15 protein-coding genes and 1 pseudogene are annotated in these 20,399 nt (G+C 48.3%); 5 read left to right on the top strand and 11 right to left on the bottom strand.

Annotated elements, in window-relative coordinates:
* Positions 1-218, top strand: a 218-nt coding sequence (locus BLR50_RS12740; RefSeq protein ID WP_205408648.1) for a transposase, incomplete at its 5' end; no start/stop codon positions are given.
* 138 nt (positions 219-356) lie between these two features.
* On the opposite strand, the gene BLR50_RS12735 is transcribed toward BLR50_RS12740, so the two are convergent.
* The 3 genes from BLR50_RS12735 to putP form a co-directional block, all read right to left on the bottom strand.
* Positions 357-818 carry a GNAT family N-acetyltransferase gene (locus BLR50_RS12735; protein ID WP_092643035.1) on the bottom strand — a complete coding sequence of 154 codons (462 nt, stop codon included), beginning with the start codon at positions 816-818 and terminating at the stop codon, positions 357-359.
* Between the two features lie 102 nt (positions 819-920).
* Complete coding sequence (locus tag BLR50_RS12730; protein ID WP_092643032.1) at positions 921-2,633, bottom strand: methyl-accepting chemotaxis protein; 1,713 nt, start codon at positions 2,631-2,633, stop codon at positions 921-923.
* Between the two features lie 145 nt (positions 2,634-2,778).
* The gene (gene putP, locus BLR50_RS12725) at positions 2,779-4,347 is read right to left on the bottom strand and encodes a sodium/proline symporter PutP (protein WP_092643029.1); all 1,569 of its coding nucleotides are present in this window, start codon (positions 4,345-4,347) and stop codon (positions 2,779-2,781) included.
* A 234-nt stretch (positions 4,348-4,581) separates the two neighbouring features.
* On the opposite strand from putP, the gene BLR50_RS12720 reads away from it, so the two are divergent.
* Genes BLR50_RS12720 through BLR50_RS12710 form a run of 3 tightly spaced genes read left to right on the top strand, consistent with a single transcriptional unit; the run spans position 4,582 to position 6,999 of the window.
* Positions 4,582-5,808, top strand: coding sequence for a class I SAM-dependent rRNA methyltransferase (locus BLR50_RS12720; protein WP_092643025.1), 1,227 nt, complete (start codon positions 4,582-4,584; stop codon positions 5,806-5,808).
* A gap of 28 nt (positions 5,809-5,836) precedes the next feature.
* Entirely contained in the window at positions 5,837-6,505 is a 669-nt protein-coding gene (locus tag BLR50_RS12715; protein ID WP_162840439.1) for a CPBP family intramembrane glutamic endopeptidase, read from the top strand.
* A gap of 26 nt (positions 6,506-6,531) precedes the next feature.
* Positions 6,532-6,999 carry a pyridoxamine 5'-phosphate oxidase family protein gene (locus BLR50_RS12710; RefSeq protein ID WP_162840438.1) on the top strand — a complete coding sequence of 156 codons (468 nt, stop codon included), beginning with the start codon at positions 6,532-6,534 and terminating at the stop codon, positions 6,997-6,999.
* Positions 7,000-7,086: 87 nt separating this feature from the next.
* On the opposite strand, the gene BLR50_RS12705 is transcribed toward BLR50_RS12710, so the two are convergent.
* The 7 genes from BLR50_RS12705 to BLR50_RS12675 form a co-directional block, all read right to left on the bottom strand.
* Entirely contained in the window at positions 7,087-7,899 is an 813-nt protein-coding gene (locus BLR50_RS12705) for an ABC transporter permease (RefSeq protein WP_092643016.1), read from the bottom strand.
* A 12-nt stretch (positions 7,900-7,911) separates the two neighbouring features.
* Positions 7,912-8,715 carry an ABC transporter permease gene (locus BLR50_RS12700; RefSeq protein WP_092643013.1) on the bottom strand — a complete coding sequence of 268 codons (804 nt, stop codon included), beginning with the start codon at positions 8,713-8,715 and terminating at the stop codon, positions 7,912-7,914.
* Positions 8,702-9,694: an ABC transporter ATP-binding protein gene (locus BLR50_RS12695; RefSeq protein WP_092643010.1), complete on the bottom strand. Its 993-nt coding sequence runs from the start codon at positions 9,692-9,694 to the stop codon at positions 8,702-8,704. The genes BLR50_RS12700 and BLR50_RS12695 overlap by 14 nt, the downstream gene beginning before the upstream one ends.
* A gap of 509 nt (positions 9,695-10,203) precedes the next feature.
* Positions 10,204-13,923: a Calx-beta domain-containing protein gene (locus BLR50_RS12690; protein ID WP_092643007.1), complete on the bottom strand. Its 3,720-nt coding sequence runs from the start codon at positions 13,921-13,923 to the stop codon at positions 10,204-10,206.
* 122 nt (positions 13,924-14,045) lie between these two features.
* The gene (locus BLR50_RS12685; protein ID WP_092643004.1) at positions 14,046-14,750 is read right to left on the bottom strand and encodes a response regulator transcription factor; all 705 of its coding nucleotides are present in this window, start codon (positions 14,748-14,750) and stop codon (positions 14,046-14,048) included.
* Positions 14,751-14,788: 38 nt separating this feature from the next.
* Positions 14,789-16,759, bottom strand: coding sequence for a sensor histidine kinase (locus BLR50_RS12680; RefSeq protein WP_092643001.1), 1,971 nt, complete (start codon positions 16,757-16,759; stop codon positions 14,789-14,791).
* A gap of 395 nt (positions 16,760-17,154) precedes the next feature.
* On the bottom strand, positions 17,155-17,775 hold the full coding sequence (locus BLR50_RS12675) for a TetR/AcrR family transcriptional regulator (RefSeq protein ID WP_092642998.1): 621 nt from the start codon (positions 17,773-17,775) through the stop codon (positions 17,155-17,157).
* Between the two features lie 245 nt (positions 17,776-18,020).
* Here BLR50_RS12675 and BLR50_RS12670 point away from each other — a divergent pair, with 245 nt between their 5' ends.
* On the top strand, positions 18,021-20,153 hold the full coding sequence (locus BLR50_RS12670) for an autotransporter outer membrane beta-barrel domain-containing protein (protein WP_092642995.1): 2,133 nt from the start codon (positions 18,021-18,023) through the stop codon (positions 20,151-20,153).
* Between the two features lie 4 nt (positions 20,154-20,157).
* Here the strand turns inward: BLR50_RS12670 and BLR50_RS14530 are convergent.
* Positions 20,158-20,399: pseudogene (locus BLR50_RS14530) on the bottom strand (IS110 family RNA-guided transposase); the annotation flags it as partial.

Genomic DNA, 20,399 nt, shown 5'->3' with positions numbered 1-20,399 from the left:
GTTCTTTAATGATATTTGATAGGCATGCAAATTTGAAGTATAAGTATGGGAACAGGCATTTCTGGTGCAGAGGATATTATGTTGATACAGTAGGAAGAAATGCAAAAGTAATTGAAGAATATATCAAAAACCAATTACAAGAAGACATAGCTTCAGATCAAATATCATTCAAAGAATACATAGACCCGTTCACGGGTAGCAAGGAAACAAAGGCATGAAAAACGAACAGCCGCTTTAGCGGCTGCCCGTAATAGTAATGCGGTTGGCGGAACCATTCAGTGCGTCTTGAGACGCTGTGCCAGTAATATGCCCTTTTAGGGCTGGTGCATACCACCAGTTTAACTGGTGGTTTTGATTTACAATCTCTTCTCAAAGCAGATGCTGTATTTACTGCCGATATACTCTCCGAACAGCGGAATCTCAACAAACCCCGATTTCTTATAAAACCCTATGGCATCGGCACGTTCGGGGCCGGTTTCCAGCTTCAGCAGCGAATGCCCCTTCTCCTTCGCCTTGGTTTCGAGGTAGGCAAGCACCTTAGAGGCAAGCCCCTGTTTGCGGCACGTCTTTTCTACAAAGAATCGCTTAAGCTCCACCGTTTCATCGTTCAATGGGCGAATACCGCCGCAGCACACGGGGGTGCCGTCCTGATACCCGACAACAAACAGCATGCTGTGTACCTTCGGGTCGCTGAAATCCACTCGGAAGATGCCCTCGCTCGGGCAGAGCTCCAGCAGTTCGTTATCCAGTTTATCTATAAGGCTCATCAGGTCGCTGTGCAGCGGCGGAACCTCTTTCAGTACTATGTCATTATTCATATGCAGATTGTACCCCTTTTTATTGTTTTGCCTAAGGCTCGCGGTCAAACGCAGCGACAGTCGAGGGAAGATATCAAACAACTGTTAAACGCTGTCTTTTATCTAGTTTACCTCTATCCCGCACATCGTGTCAATGCACACCACCAGCCGGGCGCACTCAGTGGTGCACAGTGCCGAAAAGGTACGGCAAAGCCCGCCGGTTGCGCCTGAGATATATTCCTCCGACTGGTAAACCTCGCCCCCGAGCTTTAACGCCTTGGTGAAATATTTCTTGGCTGCATGGCAGTCCCCCGGCATGGCGGGGGTGAATTCCTCCGAAACGTCCTTTGAGGCCGCATCGCTCATCACGGTGCTGCTTACCTGAATGCCTTCCTCGTCAATCAGGTAGAGACATTCGATGCTGGGCACACTGTTTACCGCGTTTTTAAGCAAAGCGTCATAACCAGAGACATTGCAGCCGCTAAGCGCCTCCTTTAGCCGCTGCATCAGGGTACGGGCCGATAAAGCCTGCTTTGCCTGAATGGCAGTATCAAGGCTTGCGTCGCGGCTTCCCTTGAGCTGGAAGCGTTTCATCAGCCTTTTCAGACTTTTTGCCTGATTATTGAGTTCTTCGCTTACCGCAGCTACCTCCTGCGCGTTGGCGGTATTGGTATCCACCACACCGGCGATACCCGATATAATGCCGGTGGTGCGGGTGATATCCTGTGCCTGTGCCTGAGAGAGCCCGGCAATTTTGCCGCTGAGCTCGGCGGTTATGTTCACGGAGGAGAGGATATCTTTAAACACCTCGGCGGTCTGCTCCGCAGTTTTTACACCCTCCTGAACCTTTTGAATACTGGTATATATCAGCTCCTCGGTTTGCTTGGCTGCGTCGGCGCTCTTTAAGGCAAGCTGCTTAACCTCGTTGGCTACCACCGCAAAGCCCTTGCCGGCGGCGCCCGCCCTTGCGGCCTCTACCGAGGCGTTAAGCGCCAGCACGTTGGTTTGAAAAGCAATACTGTCAATCAGCTTGATAATTGTTGAGATATCGCTTGATGCCGCACCGATTTCGTCCATGGAGACGAGCAGGTGGTTCATGTATTCGTTGCCGGTGGTGGCACGCTCCTTTGCCTCCATGGCACTCTTAGCCGCAAGCTGTGCGTTGGAGGCGTTATCGGCGGTATGATGGCTGATGCCGGTTACCAATTCTGAAAGATTGGTAATCTCCTGTAACTGTTCGGCAGAGCCCTGCGCGAGGGAACCGGCGCTGTTTTTAAGCTGCTTGGAAACCTTGGTGAGCTTATCCACCAGCCGGCTGATTTCGGTGAAGGTTTCGTTGAGCGAAAGGATAATGCGCTTGAGAGCGTTTTTAATGGGCATGAAGTCTCCGGAATACTGCTGTGACTTACTGAGCTTAACCGCCATATCCCCGACAGATAGGTGAGACAGAACGGCGGAAATCTCGTAGATATAATCGTTTAAGCTGCTGCTCAGTGATGAGATATTTTGCGAGAGCTCGGTAAGGTATTCCTGCCCGGTGATATCTCCTGCAGCATCAAGGTTACCCAAAGCCATTTCGTTTGTGCAGGCGGTAATCTGCCCATAGGCGCGGTAAAGGGGGGTGATGATGCGCCGGTAAGCAAGCGTATAGGCCAGTGCCCATAATACAAGCAAGCCTCCGAATATGGCAGCCGAAAGCGGTGATATCCCTTGGCTGAAGAATAGCCATGCACCGCCGGCCAGGAAGGCTGCAACGGTAAGTATCAAGGTAACCACAAACCAGAGCCAGAGACTGTGTTTTAAGGTGTTGTTATGGGTGGCTGTAAAAATGCTCAAGCGGCTGCATTCCTTTCACGATAAATTTATCCCCAAATAGAATAAGGCGTCAAAGAAAGGCCGGATACAGCCGTTTCTTTGACGCCATTGTCATTTGTCATTTATTATAACGAGGAGTGAAGGTAATGTCAAATTTAATAGAAAATTATTCTGTCATTGCCTTTGCGGCTTCAAATTCATTTTCAATCTCTGCCGACGGTTTTCGGGTTAGCAACGATACAACAACAATCGCGATGCAGGATATCACGAATGCGGGCAGAAGCTCATAGATGCCAAACACACCGCCGAGGGGCCTAATCAGCAGCTTCCACACAAAGACCATACCGCCGCCTGCCAGCATACCTGCTATCGCACCAGAGCGGGTAACACGTTTCCAAAAGAGCGAGAAGATCATCAGCGGGCCGAAGGTGGCGCCGAAGCCTGCCCACGCGAAAGAAACCACTTTAAAAATAACACTGTTCTCATCAAGGGCGATAATAATGCCAAACAAAGAAATGAGCAGCAGTGTAACGCGCGAAAGAAGCATAACCTGCTTATCGCTTGCGTCCTTTTTGAAGATACCCTTAAAGATATCCATTGCAAAGGCAGAAGACGCAATGAGCAGGTAGGAATCGGAGGAGCTCATGGTAGCGGCCAGAATACCCGACATTACCACACCCGCGATGAGCGGCGGCAGCAGGTTGGTGGAAAGCACGATAAACACGTTCTCTGCACCGCTGGAGGTAAGCAGCATGGCTTCGCTAGGGAATAATACGCGGCCGATAATGCCAACGGCAACCGCGGCAAAAAGAGAGATTACACACCATACGGTAGCAATGATTCTGGACTTTTTTAGCTCGGAGGAACGGCGGATTGCCATAAAGCGCAGCAGTACCTGCGGCATGCCAAAGTAGCCAAGACCCCATGAAAGGGTGGAGATGATGGTTAAAAAGCCGTAGCTTCCGGCTTCGCCGAACAGCGGGGCACCGGTGGAGGATACCTGCTGAACACCGTCTATCAGCTGGGGCTGTGCGATGCCAAAGAAGCTGAAGAAGCCGGGAATGTTCTTAATGTTGTTCAAAATTGCCTCTGGGCCGCCTGCAGCAGCGGTACCGGTAGCGAGTATCAGCACCAATGCAACAATCATCACGATGCCCTGAATAAAGTCTGACGAGCTTTCGGCAAGAAAGCCGCCTAAAAAGGTATACACTATTACAAAGATCGCACCGATAATCATCATCAGCTGGTAGTTCAACCCAAAGAGTGACGAGAACAGCTTGCCACAGGTTACAAAGCAGCTTGCGGCGTATACCGTAAAGAATACAAGGATAAAAGCCGAAGCAATAAAGCGAATAATCTTAGTATTCTCTTTAAAACGGTTGCTGAAGAATTCGGGAATGGTAATGGAATTCCCCGCCACAACCGAATAGTGCCTTAACCGCTTAGCAATAAGCAGCCAGTTTAAATATGTACCAACGGCTAAGCCGATAGCTGTCCAGAATGCGTCGGAAAGACCGCACCAGTAAGCCACACCGGGCAGGCCCATCAGTAGCCAGCCGCTCATGTCCGAGGCCTCGGCGCTCATTGCCGCCACCCACGGCCCCAAGCTTCTGCCCCCCAAAAAGTAGTTGTCGGAATTCTCGTTTGCGCGCTTTGCAAAGTATACACCGATGCCGATAACCAGCAGGATGTAAAAAATCATTGCAATCAGAATCTGTACAGAATCAACGTTCATACAACTTAACCTCCTCATTTGTTGCTTTAATGCTTTACAACAGCACAATAACCTGTTTAAATTATATAAGAAGAGATGGTTTGTTTGCAAGGAAAACAGCAGCGTTTAAAGAAATTTGTACTTTTTATATAAATCAACTCTCATAAATCTGGTATTCAAGCCGGAGTTTTGATATAATACAATGGAAAAATAACAAAAAGCTCTATCGAATCGGTGAAAGGACATGATTATTTCGTGAAGCAGCGAGGCAATGCAACCGTCAGTGTATCCTATAAGGCCGAAACCAGCCTGCGTGCGGGGCATCCCTGGGTATACGACACCGAGGTGCTCAACAAGGTGGGGGATTACGGCAACGGCGACCTCGTGGATGTGCTGAGCACGCGGGGCAAGTACCTCGGCACCGGTTTTATTAATAACAATTCCAAGATCAGGATACGCATTATCTCCCGCAACGCAAACGACAGCTTTGACGAGGCGTTCTTTGAGCGCCGCCTGCGTCATGCGTGGGAGTACCGTAAAACTGTGATGGGCAGCGATATCGGCTGCTGCCGCATTATCTTCGGCGAGGCCGATTTCTTCCCGGGGCTAACGGTCGACCGGTTTGAGAATATATTGGTGGCGCAGACGCTCTCGCTTGGCATTGAAAAGCGCAAGGAGATGATCTTTTCGCTGCTGCTGAAGATTCTGCGTGAGGACGGCCAGCAGATTGACGGGCTGTATGAGCGCAACGACGTGGCAATCCGCGAGCTGGAGGGTATGACGCAGGGCAAGGGTTATTTCCCGTTTAAGGATTTAAAAGCCCCCACGTTTACCGAAACCACCATTGTTGAGAACGGGATTGAATACCAGGTTGATTTTGAAAACGGTCAAAAAACCGGTTTCTTTCTTGACCAGAAATATAATCGTCAGGCTGTTGCGCGCATCAGCCGCGGCAGACGTGTGCTGGATTGCTTTACCCATACCGGCTCGTTTGCGCTGAATGCGGCAAAGGGCGGGGCTTCCCATGTGCTGGCGGTGGATATCTCGGAGGATGCGGTAAAGATGGCCGAGGCCAACGCCAAGCGTAACGGCTTGGACGGCGTGGTGGAGTGTAAGGCCGCCAATGTGTTTGACCTGCTGCCCCAGCTAACCGAAGGCCCCAGGGGGGTGTATGATATGATTATCCTTGACCCGCCGGCATTCACCAAGTCGCGCAAGACTACCGAAAACGCCGTGCGCGGCTATAAGGAGATTAACCTTCGCGCCATGAAGCTATTGCCGCCGGGCGGTTACCTAGCCACCTGCTCCTGCTCGCATTTTATGACCGACGAGATGTTCTGCGATATGCTGGGCAGTGCGGCTTCCGATGCCGGGGTGGGTTTGCGGCAGGTAGAGGCGCGGTATCAGTCGCCTGATCACCCTATCCTGTGGAACGTTCCAGAAACCGGATACCTGAAGTTTTATATCTTTCAGGTTGTATGACACCATACGACAGAAAGGCATGGATGCTATGAAGGAGTTAAGCAAAACAACGCTTACGGCGTTGTTGAAGGTTACAGTGATACTGATATTGGTTCAGGCCGCGAGGGCGGCGCTAACCATGGCCTGTACCGCCGTGCTTGGGGTACAGGGCACCGTCATGCAGCCGGTAACAGGGCTGCTTGCGATGGTAGCGGTAGGCTCGGTGCTGTTTGCACTGGCGAGATTAAGGGGAATACCGCTTTCGGTTTTACCCAGGTTCACCAGCAGTAAGGACCGTATCCTCTACATTATCGCAACCGTGATTGTGGGCGGCTTTATCCTGGCAGTGCCGGTGCTTGCGCGTGATTTCTCAGCAAGCACGCTGCTTTCGCTGCTCTATACAGCCATTGTAACCCCGATATTTGAAGAAGTTCTGTTCCGCGGGTATGCGTGGAACCAGCTAAAGCCCCATTTTAAGGTGGAGCTGACAGTGTGTATGGTTACGGCGGCGATGTATGCCATCTGGAACCTTGGGTACATAGACTTTGCGCTTACCATCTCAAATGGCGCAACGCCGGCGGGTATTATTATGCTTTTGGTTTCCAACGCCATGCTGGGCCTGATTATGGGCCTGATTATGGGAATCGCGCGCATTTTGAGCAAGAACTGCTACCCAAGTATCCTCTTGCATATTGTACTGTGCGTGATTGTCAGATAAAAGCCAAGCCTGAAAGGGGTATGCGAATGCCCAGAAAACAACGGTTGACCTCAGCGGAGGAAGCCAAAGAGATATTAAGGGCCGGAGAGTTCGGCGTACTCTGTACCGCTTCGGCAGGCGGCCAGCCCTATGGCGTACCCATCAATTACTGTTATTCAGAAGCCGAAGGCTGTATCTACCTGCACTGTGCCGTGACCGGCAAAAAGCTTGATAACCTCGCCCAGAATAATAAGGTATCCTTTGTGGTTACTACCCGTTCAGAAATACTTGCAGATCGGTTCACCACCCTGTATGAGAGCGCTGTGGTAACCGGCACTGCAATTGTGATAGAGGAGGAGACCGAGAAACTGCGCGTTTTGGGGCTGCTGTGCGACCGTTTATCCCCCGGGGTTACCAAGGGGCGTGAAGAGATGATACACGGTTATGTTAACGAAACCAGGATTATCAGGATTACGATTGAGGAGCTTTCAGGCAAGCGGCATAATCCGGCTTAATGTTTCATCATGAATAATCGAGGGGCGCTGCGAACAGCGCCCCTCTAGTGTTTTTATAGGCTCATTATGTGATGAAACTAACCGTTATCAGCTGCTTGCGCTGGCATAACGTTTGAGTGAGAAGCGGAACGCAAGCGAGGCCAGTGTAAGTAACAGTACCGGGCAGAGAATGCCCCAGACAGCGTACAGCGGCTCCATCCTGCGAAGGATAAACAGTGCGGGGAAGTTGGTAACCACAAAAATCGGGATAAGGAATACCCCCACACTCTGGATAGCCCTGTTGTAAATGCCCATAGGCATGTTGTTGAAATCCCAAAAAGAATCCACCAGCGCCGAAACCGCCTCGGTTTTTACAAACCAGAAGGTTAACAGCTGCGGCAGCAGAAACAGCGCGTACCCAACCACACTGCCCGCAAGCACATAGCCGATGTAACCCAGAATACTCAGGATACCCACAGAAAGCTTCAGTCTGCTTAACCCGATGGCAACCGCCGCGATGCCGGTTCCGACGTCGATGATTACGCAGGAGAGGTCGCTGCGCTTTAGGGTTAGTATAAACTGTGTGGAGACCGGCTTTACCAGCAATAGGTCTAGATCACCGTTGCGAACCTGATCGCTCATCCCCCAGAAGTTGCTGGCGTAAATGCCGGCATAAGAGGCGGTAACAATCATGTAGGTGCCGAAGAATACCAGCACCTCGTCCGGCGAAAGGCCATTAATCGGAATGCCCGCTTTATAGATTACGATGATATATACGGTTTTGGCCAGCAGATACCCAAGCTCCATCGCCATGCCGGTATAGAAGTTCACACGATATTCCAACTGGCTCATCAGGCTGTTTTTCATCAGGATGCCCCAGAGGATGAGATGCTTTTTGATAGCTGTTAAAATCTGTTTCATCTTACCATCCTTTTAACCGCCCGCGGCAAGATATTTGCCGGAGCCGCATTTCCACAACAGCGCTGAAAAACCGGTGAGCAGTACAATCCATGCCGCCTGAACCGCAAAGGCAAACGGTATCGCCGATGTATCTATGACTCCGCACAGTACATCCACGGGGAAGTTTACCGTGTAGTAAAACGGCAGGAAGGAGAGTATCCTCTGTATGGTGGGGCCGAAGATATCCAGCGGGAAGATGCCGCCGCTCAGAACAATAATCACGATGCGTACCGCCTCAAACAGAAAGCCGATCTCCGAAAGCCAGAATGCCCACATGCCGACACAGAAGAAGATCATAAAATTCAAGATAAAAGCAAGCGCGATAGCGGGCAAAAACAGAACAACGCCCGTTAGGCTAACCACGGCGGTATGAAAGATAATACTGATTATACCGATTGATGCCGTAAGCAATAGCAGCCCCGCGACCAGATGCCCGGTTTTCTGCCCAAGAAAGCAGCTCATGCGGTAGGGCAGGTACCCTACCGGCCGTATTACAAACTTGCTTAAGCCGCCGTTTTTAATATCGTCGTTTATCTCGTACTCAAAGCCCGCGCGTATCAGCCTGCTGGTGATGGCAGCCAAAACGGTGTAGGCGATCATCTGGCAGTAGCTGCGGTTAAACATCGTTTCGCTGCTGCCATAGATGGCGTTCCACATATACACCTGTATCAGTATCGGAAAGGCAGCACTCAGCATGCCGATTGCGAAATTTGCCCGGTATTCCAGTGCGCTTACAAGCCCGATGGTATAAGCACGCAGATATTTATGTATGAGCATGGTCAAGCCCTCTTTGATAGAGGTGGGTGATGCCTTCCTCTATCGGAATGTCTTCAATGTTAAAGTCCACCACCGGCAGCTTTTCCAGCACCTCAGAGGCTGTTTCGCGTACAGAGCCGCGGTCCACCTCCAACACCGCCTGCAGGCTGTCGCAGCTGCGCACGGTGCCGAACCGGTTAAGCTGTTCGCAGTCAATCGGTTCGGATAAGCTTATTTTCAGCAGCTTGCGGTCACCGAACAGGCTGTTGATCTGCATCAGCGGCCCGTCATAAACCAGCTGGCCGTCGCCAATGACGATGGTGCGCTTGCAGAGGTCTTGAATATCACTGGTGTAGTGGCTGGTAAGGATGACGGTGGTTTGCGTCTGTGTGTTGTAGTAGCGCAAAAAGTCACGGATGCGCTGCTGTGAAATCAGGTCAAGCCCGATGGTGGGCTCATCCAGGAACATCACCTCGGGTTTGTGCAGCAGGGAAGCAATCAGCTCCATCTTCATGCGCTCACCCAGCGAAAGTCTGCGCACCTGAACGCCCAGCAGGTCTTTTACATCCAGCAGCTCGGTCAGCTCGTCCACACTGCGGCGATAGGCTGCCTCGTCCAGCTCGTAGATATGGCGGTTGAGGGCGAGTGACTCACTCGCGGGCAGGTCCCACCAAAGCTGGCTTTTCTGCCCCATCACAATGGCAAACCGCATCTTAAAGGCCTTCTTGCGCTCCCACGGCACATACCCCATTACACTGGCCTTTCCGCCGGTGGGGAAGAGGATGCCCGAAAGCATTTTAAGCGTTGTGGTTTTGCCCGCGCCGTTCGGCCCTAAAAAGCCCACCATCTCGCCGCGCTCGATAGTAAAGTCGATGCCCTTTACGGCTTCTTTGAGAAGCTTTTCGCGGTGTATCAGCCCGCGCAGTGAGGCGGAAAGCCCCTCCTGCTTTTTATAGTACTCAAAGGTTTTAGTTAAGCCGGATACTTCTATAATTGCCAATAGAGTTCACCTCTTTATAATGCGGTTGGGGGATAATGATAAAAGATAACGTATTGTACTTTTTTGTAAACGCGCGATTATTATACCACAAGATGATTGCTTGCGGAAGATATTTATATATGCAGTAACCGCAGGCACAGCGCACAATAATTGTTAAGGGGTTTCAAATATCTTTATACCTGATGCAGCACAAAAAATTAAGCCCTAAAAAGAGCTTAATAAGTAAGAGCAAGTGATAGTTTCTGCTTTATTTATTTTGGGGTGCTGGCATGGGTGTATTCGCCCTGACTGCTACACCACGCCGAAAACCAAGGAGGCATAGGTACTTATCATAACGGATAAGGTACTTACGGAGTGAATTAGCATTAAGAAATTCTTACGATAAACATCCATGCCGAATTGCACCATTGATTTAGGAAGTAAGGCTAAGCCATACTTGAATACTGCGTATCATACGAACAGGTTACTGTATGAGCCCTGCCCCTATTCGCTAAAGCTGCGGTTAAGCACTAAAAGAAAAGTGCGGACATATTACCAAGCACACCCCAGATAATCCAATCCAAAGTATCGAAGCCGGTTTCGGGTATCGTAGGCTTTGGATTGTTGGAAAGAAAATTAGAGGTAATCGTTTCAGAAGGGCTGTAACTCAACGCCCCTCTATTGTCGATGATGGCGTACGGAGAAAAATGGGTTGCGGTGAATTCAATGCACTCAATGTTTCCCCGTTTTACTACCTTGGTGGGCAGAATCACCAGCTTGCCATTTTCAATACAAACAACCATCAGCCTGTTTTTGCCCGCCAGCAGCTCCGCAGGAATGGGGTAGGTAATCCTAACCGATGTTCCCTCATTGGGCTGCACACGGGTATTTGTCCCTTCTTCATAGATACTTATGTCAATAGAGAACATACTTAAGCTATTGTCTCTTAATGCCGGGCTTGCTTTTATTGCATCGCGTATCGCATCGTCGGTAACGGATGATTTCTGTATACGAACCTCAACAGAGACGCTGAAGGCTTCACCGATTGGCTCTATACCTACGCTGCCTGGATCGGTTACCTCCCCAGGTACCTGAGTTACGCTGATTTTGGTAATTACAACATCGGCCGCGGCACTGGCAAACTTCTTTGCAGTGTTACTTGCCCGGTAGCGAACATGGTAGGTTCCGGCTGCAAGCTCGGTGATGCTGTCGCCGGTACAGGCTATCCAGCCCGAACCGTCGCTGTACTCCATTTCGGTAGTTACGCCCGTAATCTTCCCTTTTACGCTACCCACTTGAGCGTGTCCATTCACCGTTGGCGCCGTTGCAGGCCTTGCGGGTACAGGCAGACTTTGGGCGGTGCTGTCTGTTGTGGTTGTTCCGTTGCCGCGCCTTACGAGGGATAAAGAAGTGTTGCCAAACCATTGATCGTAAAGAACAATCTTTCCGTTTGCATCCGCGGTATAACTGGCTCCATCAATAAGATACTTTGCATTTGCAATAAGCCCGGTTAGCTGCTCGGTTTCATAGTCAATGTCTGCTGCGGGTGCAGGTTCGGGTGTGGTACCTGTCGTTTGAACGGTAATGGAAGCGGCCAAGGATGCAAAAGATTCAGCGGAAACCGCGGGGTCGATATCCTTATCGGCGGCCTTGAGCCTAATATAATAGGTACCGCCGGTCAGGCCGGTCAGTTCAAAACCTGTAATACCCGTCCATGTCGGTTCAGCATCCTTCTTATACTCCATCGTGCTGTCAACGTTGGTAATCTTGCCGTCCCCCGCGTCGGGGTAGCTCTCGTTTGCGGTACCGATTCCGGCCGGAGCCGAAAGTCTTGCGGGAATAGCAAAGCCTGTTCCCGCGCTTGCAGGAATCTCTCCGTCTGCGGATTTTCGTATATATATGGTTTGCCCCAGATAGCCTGTAACGCTTCCGGAGGAAATCAAGCTGGTAAAGCCGCTGTCGGTGCCCGCCTGATAGCCGTTTGTTAAAAGAATCGTCTCGTTTATGTAGTCTATGTTATACCCCTCACCGTCCGCGGGGGCATCAAAAGGCAAACTGGGGAACACTGCGGTAATTATACTGGTATTCGCCGGGTTAGTCGCTATTGCGCCGGGAACGGTAAACGAGTTTTCCGGTACTCCGGTGAAGGTATAATCCGCCTTGGGGGTAAGCGTGATGGTTGCCGTATATTGGTTGCCGGATTGGAATACCGCGTGGTCCGGCGACCATGTTACGGTGCCGGTATATTGGGCGGTTTCGGTAACTGAAGCTGCGGGTACCAAGCCTGCCGCAGGGGGTGTTATACCCAAGATAGTGCTTTCCCCAACGGTGGCATTAGAATTGATCGCAATTTGTGTGGCTTCTGAAGCGAATTTATTGGTATCAGACTTATATCTCACATGGTAGATACCGCCGGGCAGATTGGTTATTTCTGTTCCTGTTATTGCTGCCCAAACGGTTTGAGCATCCTGCCTATACTCCATCGTGCTGTCAACATTCGTTATTTTGCCGTCGCCCGCACCAAGGATGCTTTCGTTAATCGTACCAATATTCACAGGCGCAGCCGGGCGTGCGGGGATGGCAAAGCTTGTACCGGTGCTGGCCGGTATTTCACCGCCGGCGGCTTTTCGTATATATAGGGGTTGCCCCAAGTTATTTGTAATACTACAGCCGGAAGTAAGCAAACTGCTAAATTCGCTGTCTTCGCTAGCCTCGTAACCGCTGTATATGCTAACTGTTTCGTTTTTATAGTCAATGGAATAGCCTTCGCCAACTGCGGGGGCATCATAGGGTATGCCCGGAAATTTAGCAATAATCTTACCGGTGCCGGCAGTATATTGTGCGTTTAAGGCCCCGGTAATTTGAAAAGCATTGTCCGGAATCCCTTTGAGTGTATAATCAGACTGTGGGGTAAGCGTAATCGTCGCCGTATATTGGGTTCCGGACTGGAATTCTGCGTGGCTCGGAGACCACTCTACCAATGCGGAATATTCGTTGGTATTCAAAGATAAAACAGGTGTACTACCCTTTTCGGGCGGCGTAATGCCGTTTATAGTAGTGCTGATTTTTGCCTTAGGTGTAATTGTTACAGTTGCTGTGGCGGGGTTTATAGTAACACCGTTGGGCCCGGTTAGCATAATGGAAAAATGCCGGTCAGTACCATCTAAACTGTCGTTGATAATGGGAACTGTAATCACCTTGCTGGTTTCGCCCTCCCCAAAGGTAATAGCACCTTGGGTAGCGGTGTAATGGGTTCCACTAAGAGCGGCGCTGCCGCCTGTTCCATCCTGTGTTTGGTAGTGGATGGTTACAGAGCCTTCACTTCCGTCGGTTCTAATAACGGTTGCAGCAATAGCCCCTGCGTTTTCTTTTACCGAAGCGTTGGCAATTTGAAAGCCAAAAGAGCCCAGCGCAACGCTGTTTACAAAGTTGGAGACACTTCCGGTTAATGAAAATCCGGCAGCTGTCAGGTTATATCCGCCGCTCTTAGCCATATTTGGAACGGGTATGCCGCTAAGCGCAGTGTTATCACCGCTGGGTGAAACAGTAAAACCAGTGGTTCTTTCAAAGTTATAGTATGCAATCAGATTTGATTCAGCATCGGTATCCGGCTTGGTGTACATGTTGTTCTTTATCTCGTCCGCGGTTCTGCAAACGTTCCAAAATCTTACCTCATCAAAACATCCGGTGAAATTTTCTGAAACAAGATTATTATTGCCGATTGAAAAGCTTTCGTCTGTATTTGTATATCCTATTGGGGTTTGATTTTTGATTGCCCCTTCTTGGGTAAGAGATTGCTCCACGCCATTAACATATAAGTGCCACGTCCCGCCGCTTGCAAGGCTATCTCTTGTGGCAGCAAGGTGACACCACTGGTTTTGGGTAAGCTTCACATTGCTGGCCACCAGCCATCCTATACATCCGAAAAGGATAGACGGGCTCTTATTAGGCCCGTGCAGGTAGATTCCATATCCTGATTTACCACTGTTGCCATTGTACATAATCCTGATGTTTGGTATATCCATATTACTGAAATCGGTGGTTGGTTTTACCCAGGTTTCCATCGTCAGGTTATCCAGCTGATCGGATATATGGCCGGAATAATACAAGGTATCCTGCGTTTTGGCAAAATGAATCGCATTGCCGATATAAAACGCTTCCTCTCCGGCAGCTGATACCGGCAGTAACAGCCCCATTGCCATAAGAAGCGTCAGCAAGCAAAGGACAGGTTTTATAATGCGTTTTTTCATGCAAGTACCCCCTATGATGATGCTATGCAAATCCAAACGGCTGATTGTCACAATCAGTCGTTTTTAATACCTTTTGGTAAAAGTATAACACGCAGGCCGGGAGGTATAAAGCAATCGAATGGTCAACTTTTTGCAACCATTTTAGTGCTTGCGGTTTCAAGACGATAGCCCTTACTCCGCTCAGATACAATCACAATATCGCTGTTCATACCCAGCTTACTGCGGATGCGTGATATGTGCTCCTTTACCGTATGCGCATCGCCAATCATATCCATCCCCCAAACCTTCTCATACAGTTCAGAAGCAGTAACGCTGCTGCCGCAATTCCGCACCAAAATAGATATCAGAGCAAACTCCTTGGGTGTAAGCAGCAGATCTTGACCATTCAGTATCGCACGGCTTGAACATGGATATAATTCCAAGCCACATAGCTTTTGAGGCGGATCCTCTGTTCCAATCAGACGGCCGCGGCGCAGCAGGGCTTCAACTCTCAGCAGCAGCTCATCCATGTCAAAGGGCTTTGATATGTAATCGTCCCCTCCCGCTCTTAATCCGGCAAGTACATCTGTCTTGGTATTCAGTGCGCTCAAAAACAGAATGCGGACATCGTTCTTGCCGCGCAGCTCCTCGCAGTACTGTAATCCGTTCCCGTCCGGGAGCAGGATATCGAGTATAATCAAATCGGGCTTTAATGCCTCTGCGGCAGCGCGGCCTTTTGCAAGGGTTTCAGCCTCAAGGATACTGTAGCCTTCCAATTCAAGAGCCAACCGGCCGGCAGTTCTGATATTGTAATCATCCTCTACGATTAATATAACGGCTTTTTTCATATAAACTTCACCCCTTGCTCACTTGAATTATCTATGGGCTATTCGTTTTTGTAGGGGAGTTTTATAATGAACGCAGTACCTTTATCTCTTGTGCTGTCAACAATAATCTCCCCGCCATGCTCCTCAATTACCTCTTTGCAGATTGCAAGGCCAAGGCCGGTACCGCCATCGCCGCTTACACCGCGTTCAAACAGTTTCGGCAGCAGCTTAGGGTCGATGCCGTCGCCGTTATCTGCCACCGTTATCACTGCATACAAGGGTTGGATCTGTGCTGTTAGCTGTATAATATCATCCTTTGTATGGCGGTTTGCATTGATGATGAGATTAATAAGTGTTTGAAAGATACTGTCGGTATTAACGCGCAAGGGGATACAGCTGCTGTTAGCGTTTACAGTAATGCGATTGTTGTTTTTAAGGCAGATGGGCGAGCAGAATTCCGCTGCCTCACGAAGCAGGGAAACAGCATCGGCACCGGTAAGAACCAACTGCCTGTCTTTTTCCATCGCAACATCTTTTAACTGCTCCACCAACCCGGCAAGACGGATGGCTTCCCGTTTAATCGTCTCCAGGTTATCAAGCGTATTTTTATCTACAGCATTTTTTCGTATCTGCAGGGTAGTCAGGCCGGCATAGCTTGCTATAACCGTTAACGGCGTGCGCATTTCATGAGAGATATCGGCAAGAAAATCAGATTTCATCCGGCTCATCCGGTCAAGCAGGCGGTTGGTCTCCTGCATCTGAAGCTCGTTGCGGCGAGCTGTGTCCAATTCAGCTTCGGTACGTGAAAACTGCAGAACGAGCGCCAGCATATTAACAAAGATAAAGATGATCATGCCGGTTTCAGAGAGCCCGAGCATCAGAAAGTTCATGCCCGATCGGTGAAGCTGAATATCCAGAATTGAGAGCGTGATGAAGATAAGCACTCCTGTAAAAATCAAAAGGTGCTCTGTATGCCGATTCTCTTTCTTGCGGGCAACATTATAGATTAAAGCAGCTGCAACATATATCCCAAACAGAGCAGCGATTAGCTGAAACCACAGCATAAATCCGGTATAAATCACGGCAGGGAGCACCAGAACTGCCAGAGCGTACAGCGTGCATACAACTCCGAACGCCCATAATGTGGTTTTGTGAAGCGCACCAGTAAACATACTATTTATGTAAAAGAGGAAGGTTAGCACCAGTACTATCAGCGAGAGATACTCCAAGCCGATTGAAAGCTCCCACGGCAGATTGGGAATCAGCAGCATGATAACCTTTTCATCCACAACCAGAATACGAACCCCGATTGTAAAACAGGCAATAGAAAACCATAGAAAGGCACGGCGTTTACTGAAGAATAAAAACAGCCCCAGAAAAAACAGAAAAGACGTAACGGTACATCCCAAGAAAATATGGATGCGCTGCTGAACAACGGCGTCTCGTGCGGTAATCATCTGCTGTGAACCCAAATAAAGCGGCAGCACGCCCCCATAATCAGCGTGACAAAAATTCGCAAATTGTATAATGATTTCTGTTTGTTCCTGTTCAGGTGTGAAATAGATTGTGTAATGATTTGACTTTGGAATGGTTGTATCGGTCGTTGTTCCCGGAATGCCGGTGCTGGGATATTCTTTTCCGTTAATATACAGCCGCTGAGAATACATGGCACTGTATGCGCTGATACCATAACTCTCTTTCATAGGCAGCTTTAATACCATGCGGTAGGTACCATAGCTCCCGGGGTTAAAGCGGACATCCACACCGGTTAAGTCTATGCCTTGCTGAGCGACATTGCCGGTTTTAAAATCTTCCGGTGTATAATAGGCGTTCTTATAATATAAGAAGCTGGTATGCAGCAGGTATGCAAGCTTATTGCTAAAATCAAAGCCGGTTAAGTCGGCATAACCCGGCTCTGTATGCGGGGTTTCCTGTTTGATATGGCCCGAAAAGAGGGAAAACAGCAGGAAGACTACCAGTATAAGCACCAAAAACATGGCGGTATTCACAACAGCTCTTTTATTGTGCACGTTATCACCTTTTTATAGTTATTACACCGGTAAGTAAGAATATTATACAATATTTTCACAATAATGAGTAGTATCTGCCCAACCCAACTTGTTACTATAGTTCGTCGGGCCGTTGAATGGTATTTGTACTGCGGCCAGTGATGAAACATATAAAATATCGCAGCCGTCTTAGCGGTTTCTTGAGACCACCGGATTTACTTTCCAATGTTTATGGTCAGCATGAATTATAACTAAAAAATGAAGCTTCCCAATCATATCATGTTATTTTGCGCCTAATAATACTGATGTTTGGTTTTAGATTTTTTAAAGATACGGCAGGGATAAAACGCCCTGCCGTATGGTTTTGCATAACCATGGGTAATGCCAGGTGGGGAAAGTAAATTTAGTACCAAGGCCTAAGCTCTAATTCCATCTAACAATAACTTAAAATACTGCAATATTTCCTCTTTAAAGTTAAAGTCGGGGTAACGAATACACCATTCATAGGTAAGCCCTCTTATAGCCATTACAACTTGTTTTGTCAAGGTATGCGAAGACAGAGATTTTTTGAATTCTCCCCGCTTGATTCCTCGGTCAAGTAGTTCTTCAATTATGGTATATAATTCACGGTCGGATCCATTGACGGATTCTGTGCTGACAACCCTTGTAAGCTGTAAGGTATAAAAGGTTTTCATCCTGTCATAGCCGACTGTGCATATATTCACATCAACTATTTTTTCCACTACAGCCAGCAGCACGTCAGAAGCTGACATATCCGATGGTAGATTTTTAAAAAAGGCTTTATACTCTGCATCCATTCTTGATGCATAATCGGCAAAGAGAGAAATATATAATTCGTCTTTCGAATCATAGTGCACATAGAAAGTACCTTTAGTCACTCCCGCAGCTTCTGTAATGGCTTCAACGCTTACATCAGTATAATTGTATTTAATAAATAGCTGCTCGGCACTTTCGTATAGTCTCTTTTTTGTTTCAGCCCCCTGTTCCTTTTTTTTATTGTGCTTTTCAGTTTTCATATATTTTTAACTCCTACATTGATTTACTAAGAAAAACGATTTATAATGTTCTTGTTACTAACCGAGGTTAGTATACCACGGTTAGTAAGGTGTTTTGATTATAATACGAACCCAGATTAATTACAAGTTCAAAGTTCATAAAGCAGAATATACTTTTAAAAATACTTAGTGAATATGGGCTTATAAAATGCCCAAGCAGATAGAATGCATGGTATCACATATTTATAGATGAGAGGAGTAATAAAATGTTTAGATTCAAAACAATCTTTTCTATGATGCTGGCATTGGCACTAACGGTGATTATAATACCGGCAACGGTGTTTGCTGCAGAAGAGGATCTCGTACCGGGCAGTACAGCGCCGGCGCTCTCTGTTGGTATAAGTAATGTCACCGATATTGATGCTGAGCTAACTTTTGAAGTAACTGGTTATGCTGGTGAGTATAAAATAAAGTATCTGGTGCTAAAAACATCTGAAGACAAACCTGATGTAGATACCATAAAAAATACTGGAAATATTGCAGAAAGCAATGTTGCTGCCATCACGAACCTTATACCAGAAACCGCCTACACTGTGTATAGCATTGCATATGTCAATGACGCGAATCAAATACTTACTGGTATTTCTACGGTACAGTTTATCACGTTGAACAGTAAAACATCCGCTGTGCCGGTTATCACCAATGTGTCGGCAGAGCTTACTGACGGGGGTGCTGCACTTAACTTTACTGTAAACAAGGCTTGTATGTATTACTATCTTGTTTATGAGAAAGAAACAGCCACACCTGACGCACAAGTTATAAAGGCACAAGGTGAAGCTGTTGCTAAGGGTAGCGGGTCGGTGAATGCAAATGAAGCTAGCAACGTTCATATTACAGCTGAATTTGATTTAAGTAAGACCTATACGCTCTACCTTGTAGCGGAGGATGAAAAGGGTGTTTTCTCTGAAATTAGCATGCTGGCCCTTGGCTTGCCAATAAAGATGTTTGGTGCAGGCGCCTCTGATCCTGTGACAATTAATATCGAAACCGTCACCGGTAATGGTACAGGCTATACCTATTCTGGTGGTACCGTGACAATTATTGAAAATGGTAATTATGTTATTACCGGCAGTGGAACTACAACAACCAATCGGATTAAGGTTGCTGACAGTATAGAGGCGATGATTACACTTAATAACGTAAATATTGATGTTAGTGCCCAATGGCTTAAATGCGCATTTGATATTACAAGAGCGACAGTGATTCTCACACTAGAGGGTGATAATATACTAAAAAGCGGCAGCTATTGCGCCGGCTTACAAGCTTCTCAAGGAGCAATGTTAACCATCTCCGCAGATAGTACTGGCACATTGACTGCAACAGGAGGAGATAAGAGCGCAGGCATTGGTGGAGCAGATAATTCACAATATAGCGATATTCGCCATAATGACAGCGGTAATATTATCATCAACGGGGGCACGGTTAATGCCAATGGAACAAATGGTGCAGGGATTGGAGGCGGAAATGGCGGTACCGGTGGCAACATAACCATTACAGGCGGTGAGGTCAATGCAAATGGCGGCAAATACAGTGCGGGTATTGGCAGCGGATATTGTAAAGGCTGTGGCACAATTACTATTCAGGGGGGAATTATTCATGCTGTGGGGGGCTCGAGTGGGCCTGGTATCGGCTGTGGCTTAATGGGTGACGGCGGGAACATTACCATTAGCGGCGGTGAAGTTTACGCAAACGGCGGGTCTAATGGCATGGGCATCGGGGCAAGCTCCGGAACGGTAAGTGTTGCAATTAGCAACGGAATTGTGGAGGCAAAAGGTGGACCAAACGGAGCGGGCATAGGCGGTGGAGAGAAGATCGGACCAACTTCAAAAACTGGCGAGGTTTATATTACAGGCGGAAATATAACGGCAACTGGTGGTGACAACGCTGCAGGCATAGGTGCCAATTATTACAGCAATTCGGGCAAAATTACCATTGACGGCGGCACGGTAAATGCTATAGGTAATAGAGAGGCTGCAGGCATAGGCGGTGCAATGGATGGACGATCGCCAACTGATCCTATTGTCATTAATGGTGGTAATATCATCGCAACCGGAGGGAGTGCAGGCGCAGGTATCGGTGCCGGAGGCGGGGATTATTCGCAGTGCGGTGATGTTACAATTACCGGCGGGCAGGTAACCGCAACCGGTGGCATGTATGCCGCAGGTATAGGTGGCGGTGGAGGTAGATACGCTTCCACATGCGGCTTAGTGTCAATAAGCGGCCCCAATACCGTAGTTAATGCTAAAGGTGATATTAGTTTGAAACAAATCACAAGCAAGCCACTCTCAAAAGGGCATAACAAATCAGACCATTCGAGAATGGTCAAAAAAACAGATTGAACAGCTACAGGACCTCGCCGCTTTCCTCGTCTAATATCAAGAAACCTTTGCTGCGCAGGAATGTAATAGCCTGAGTCATGGTCAGTTCGCGAGCGGCAGGCGGCTTATCGGCCTTTCTGTAGAGCTTGGCGCTGTAGACCTCATTCTTGCTGAGAATGTGCCAAATAGCAGTCAGGAGTTTTCTTGCAATCGCAATAACGGCTTTCTTTCCTCCGCGACGTTTTTTAAGCTCGAGATACTTGTTCT

The organism is Acetanaerobacterium elongatum, from assembly GCF_900103835.1.
GTDB lineage: Bacteria > Bacillota > Clostridia > Oscillospirales > Ruminococcaceae > Acetanaerobacterium > Acetanaerobacterium elongatum.
Note: the sequence above shows the minus strand (reverse complement) of the source record. Positions and strands in the feature narration are given on the sequence as shown.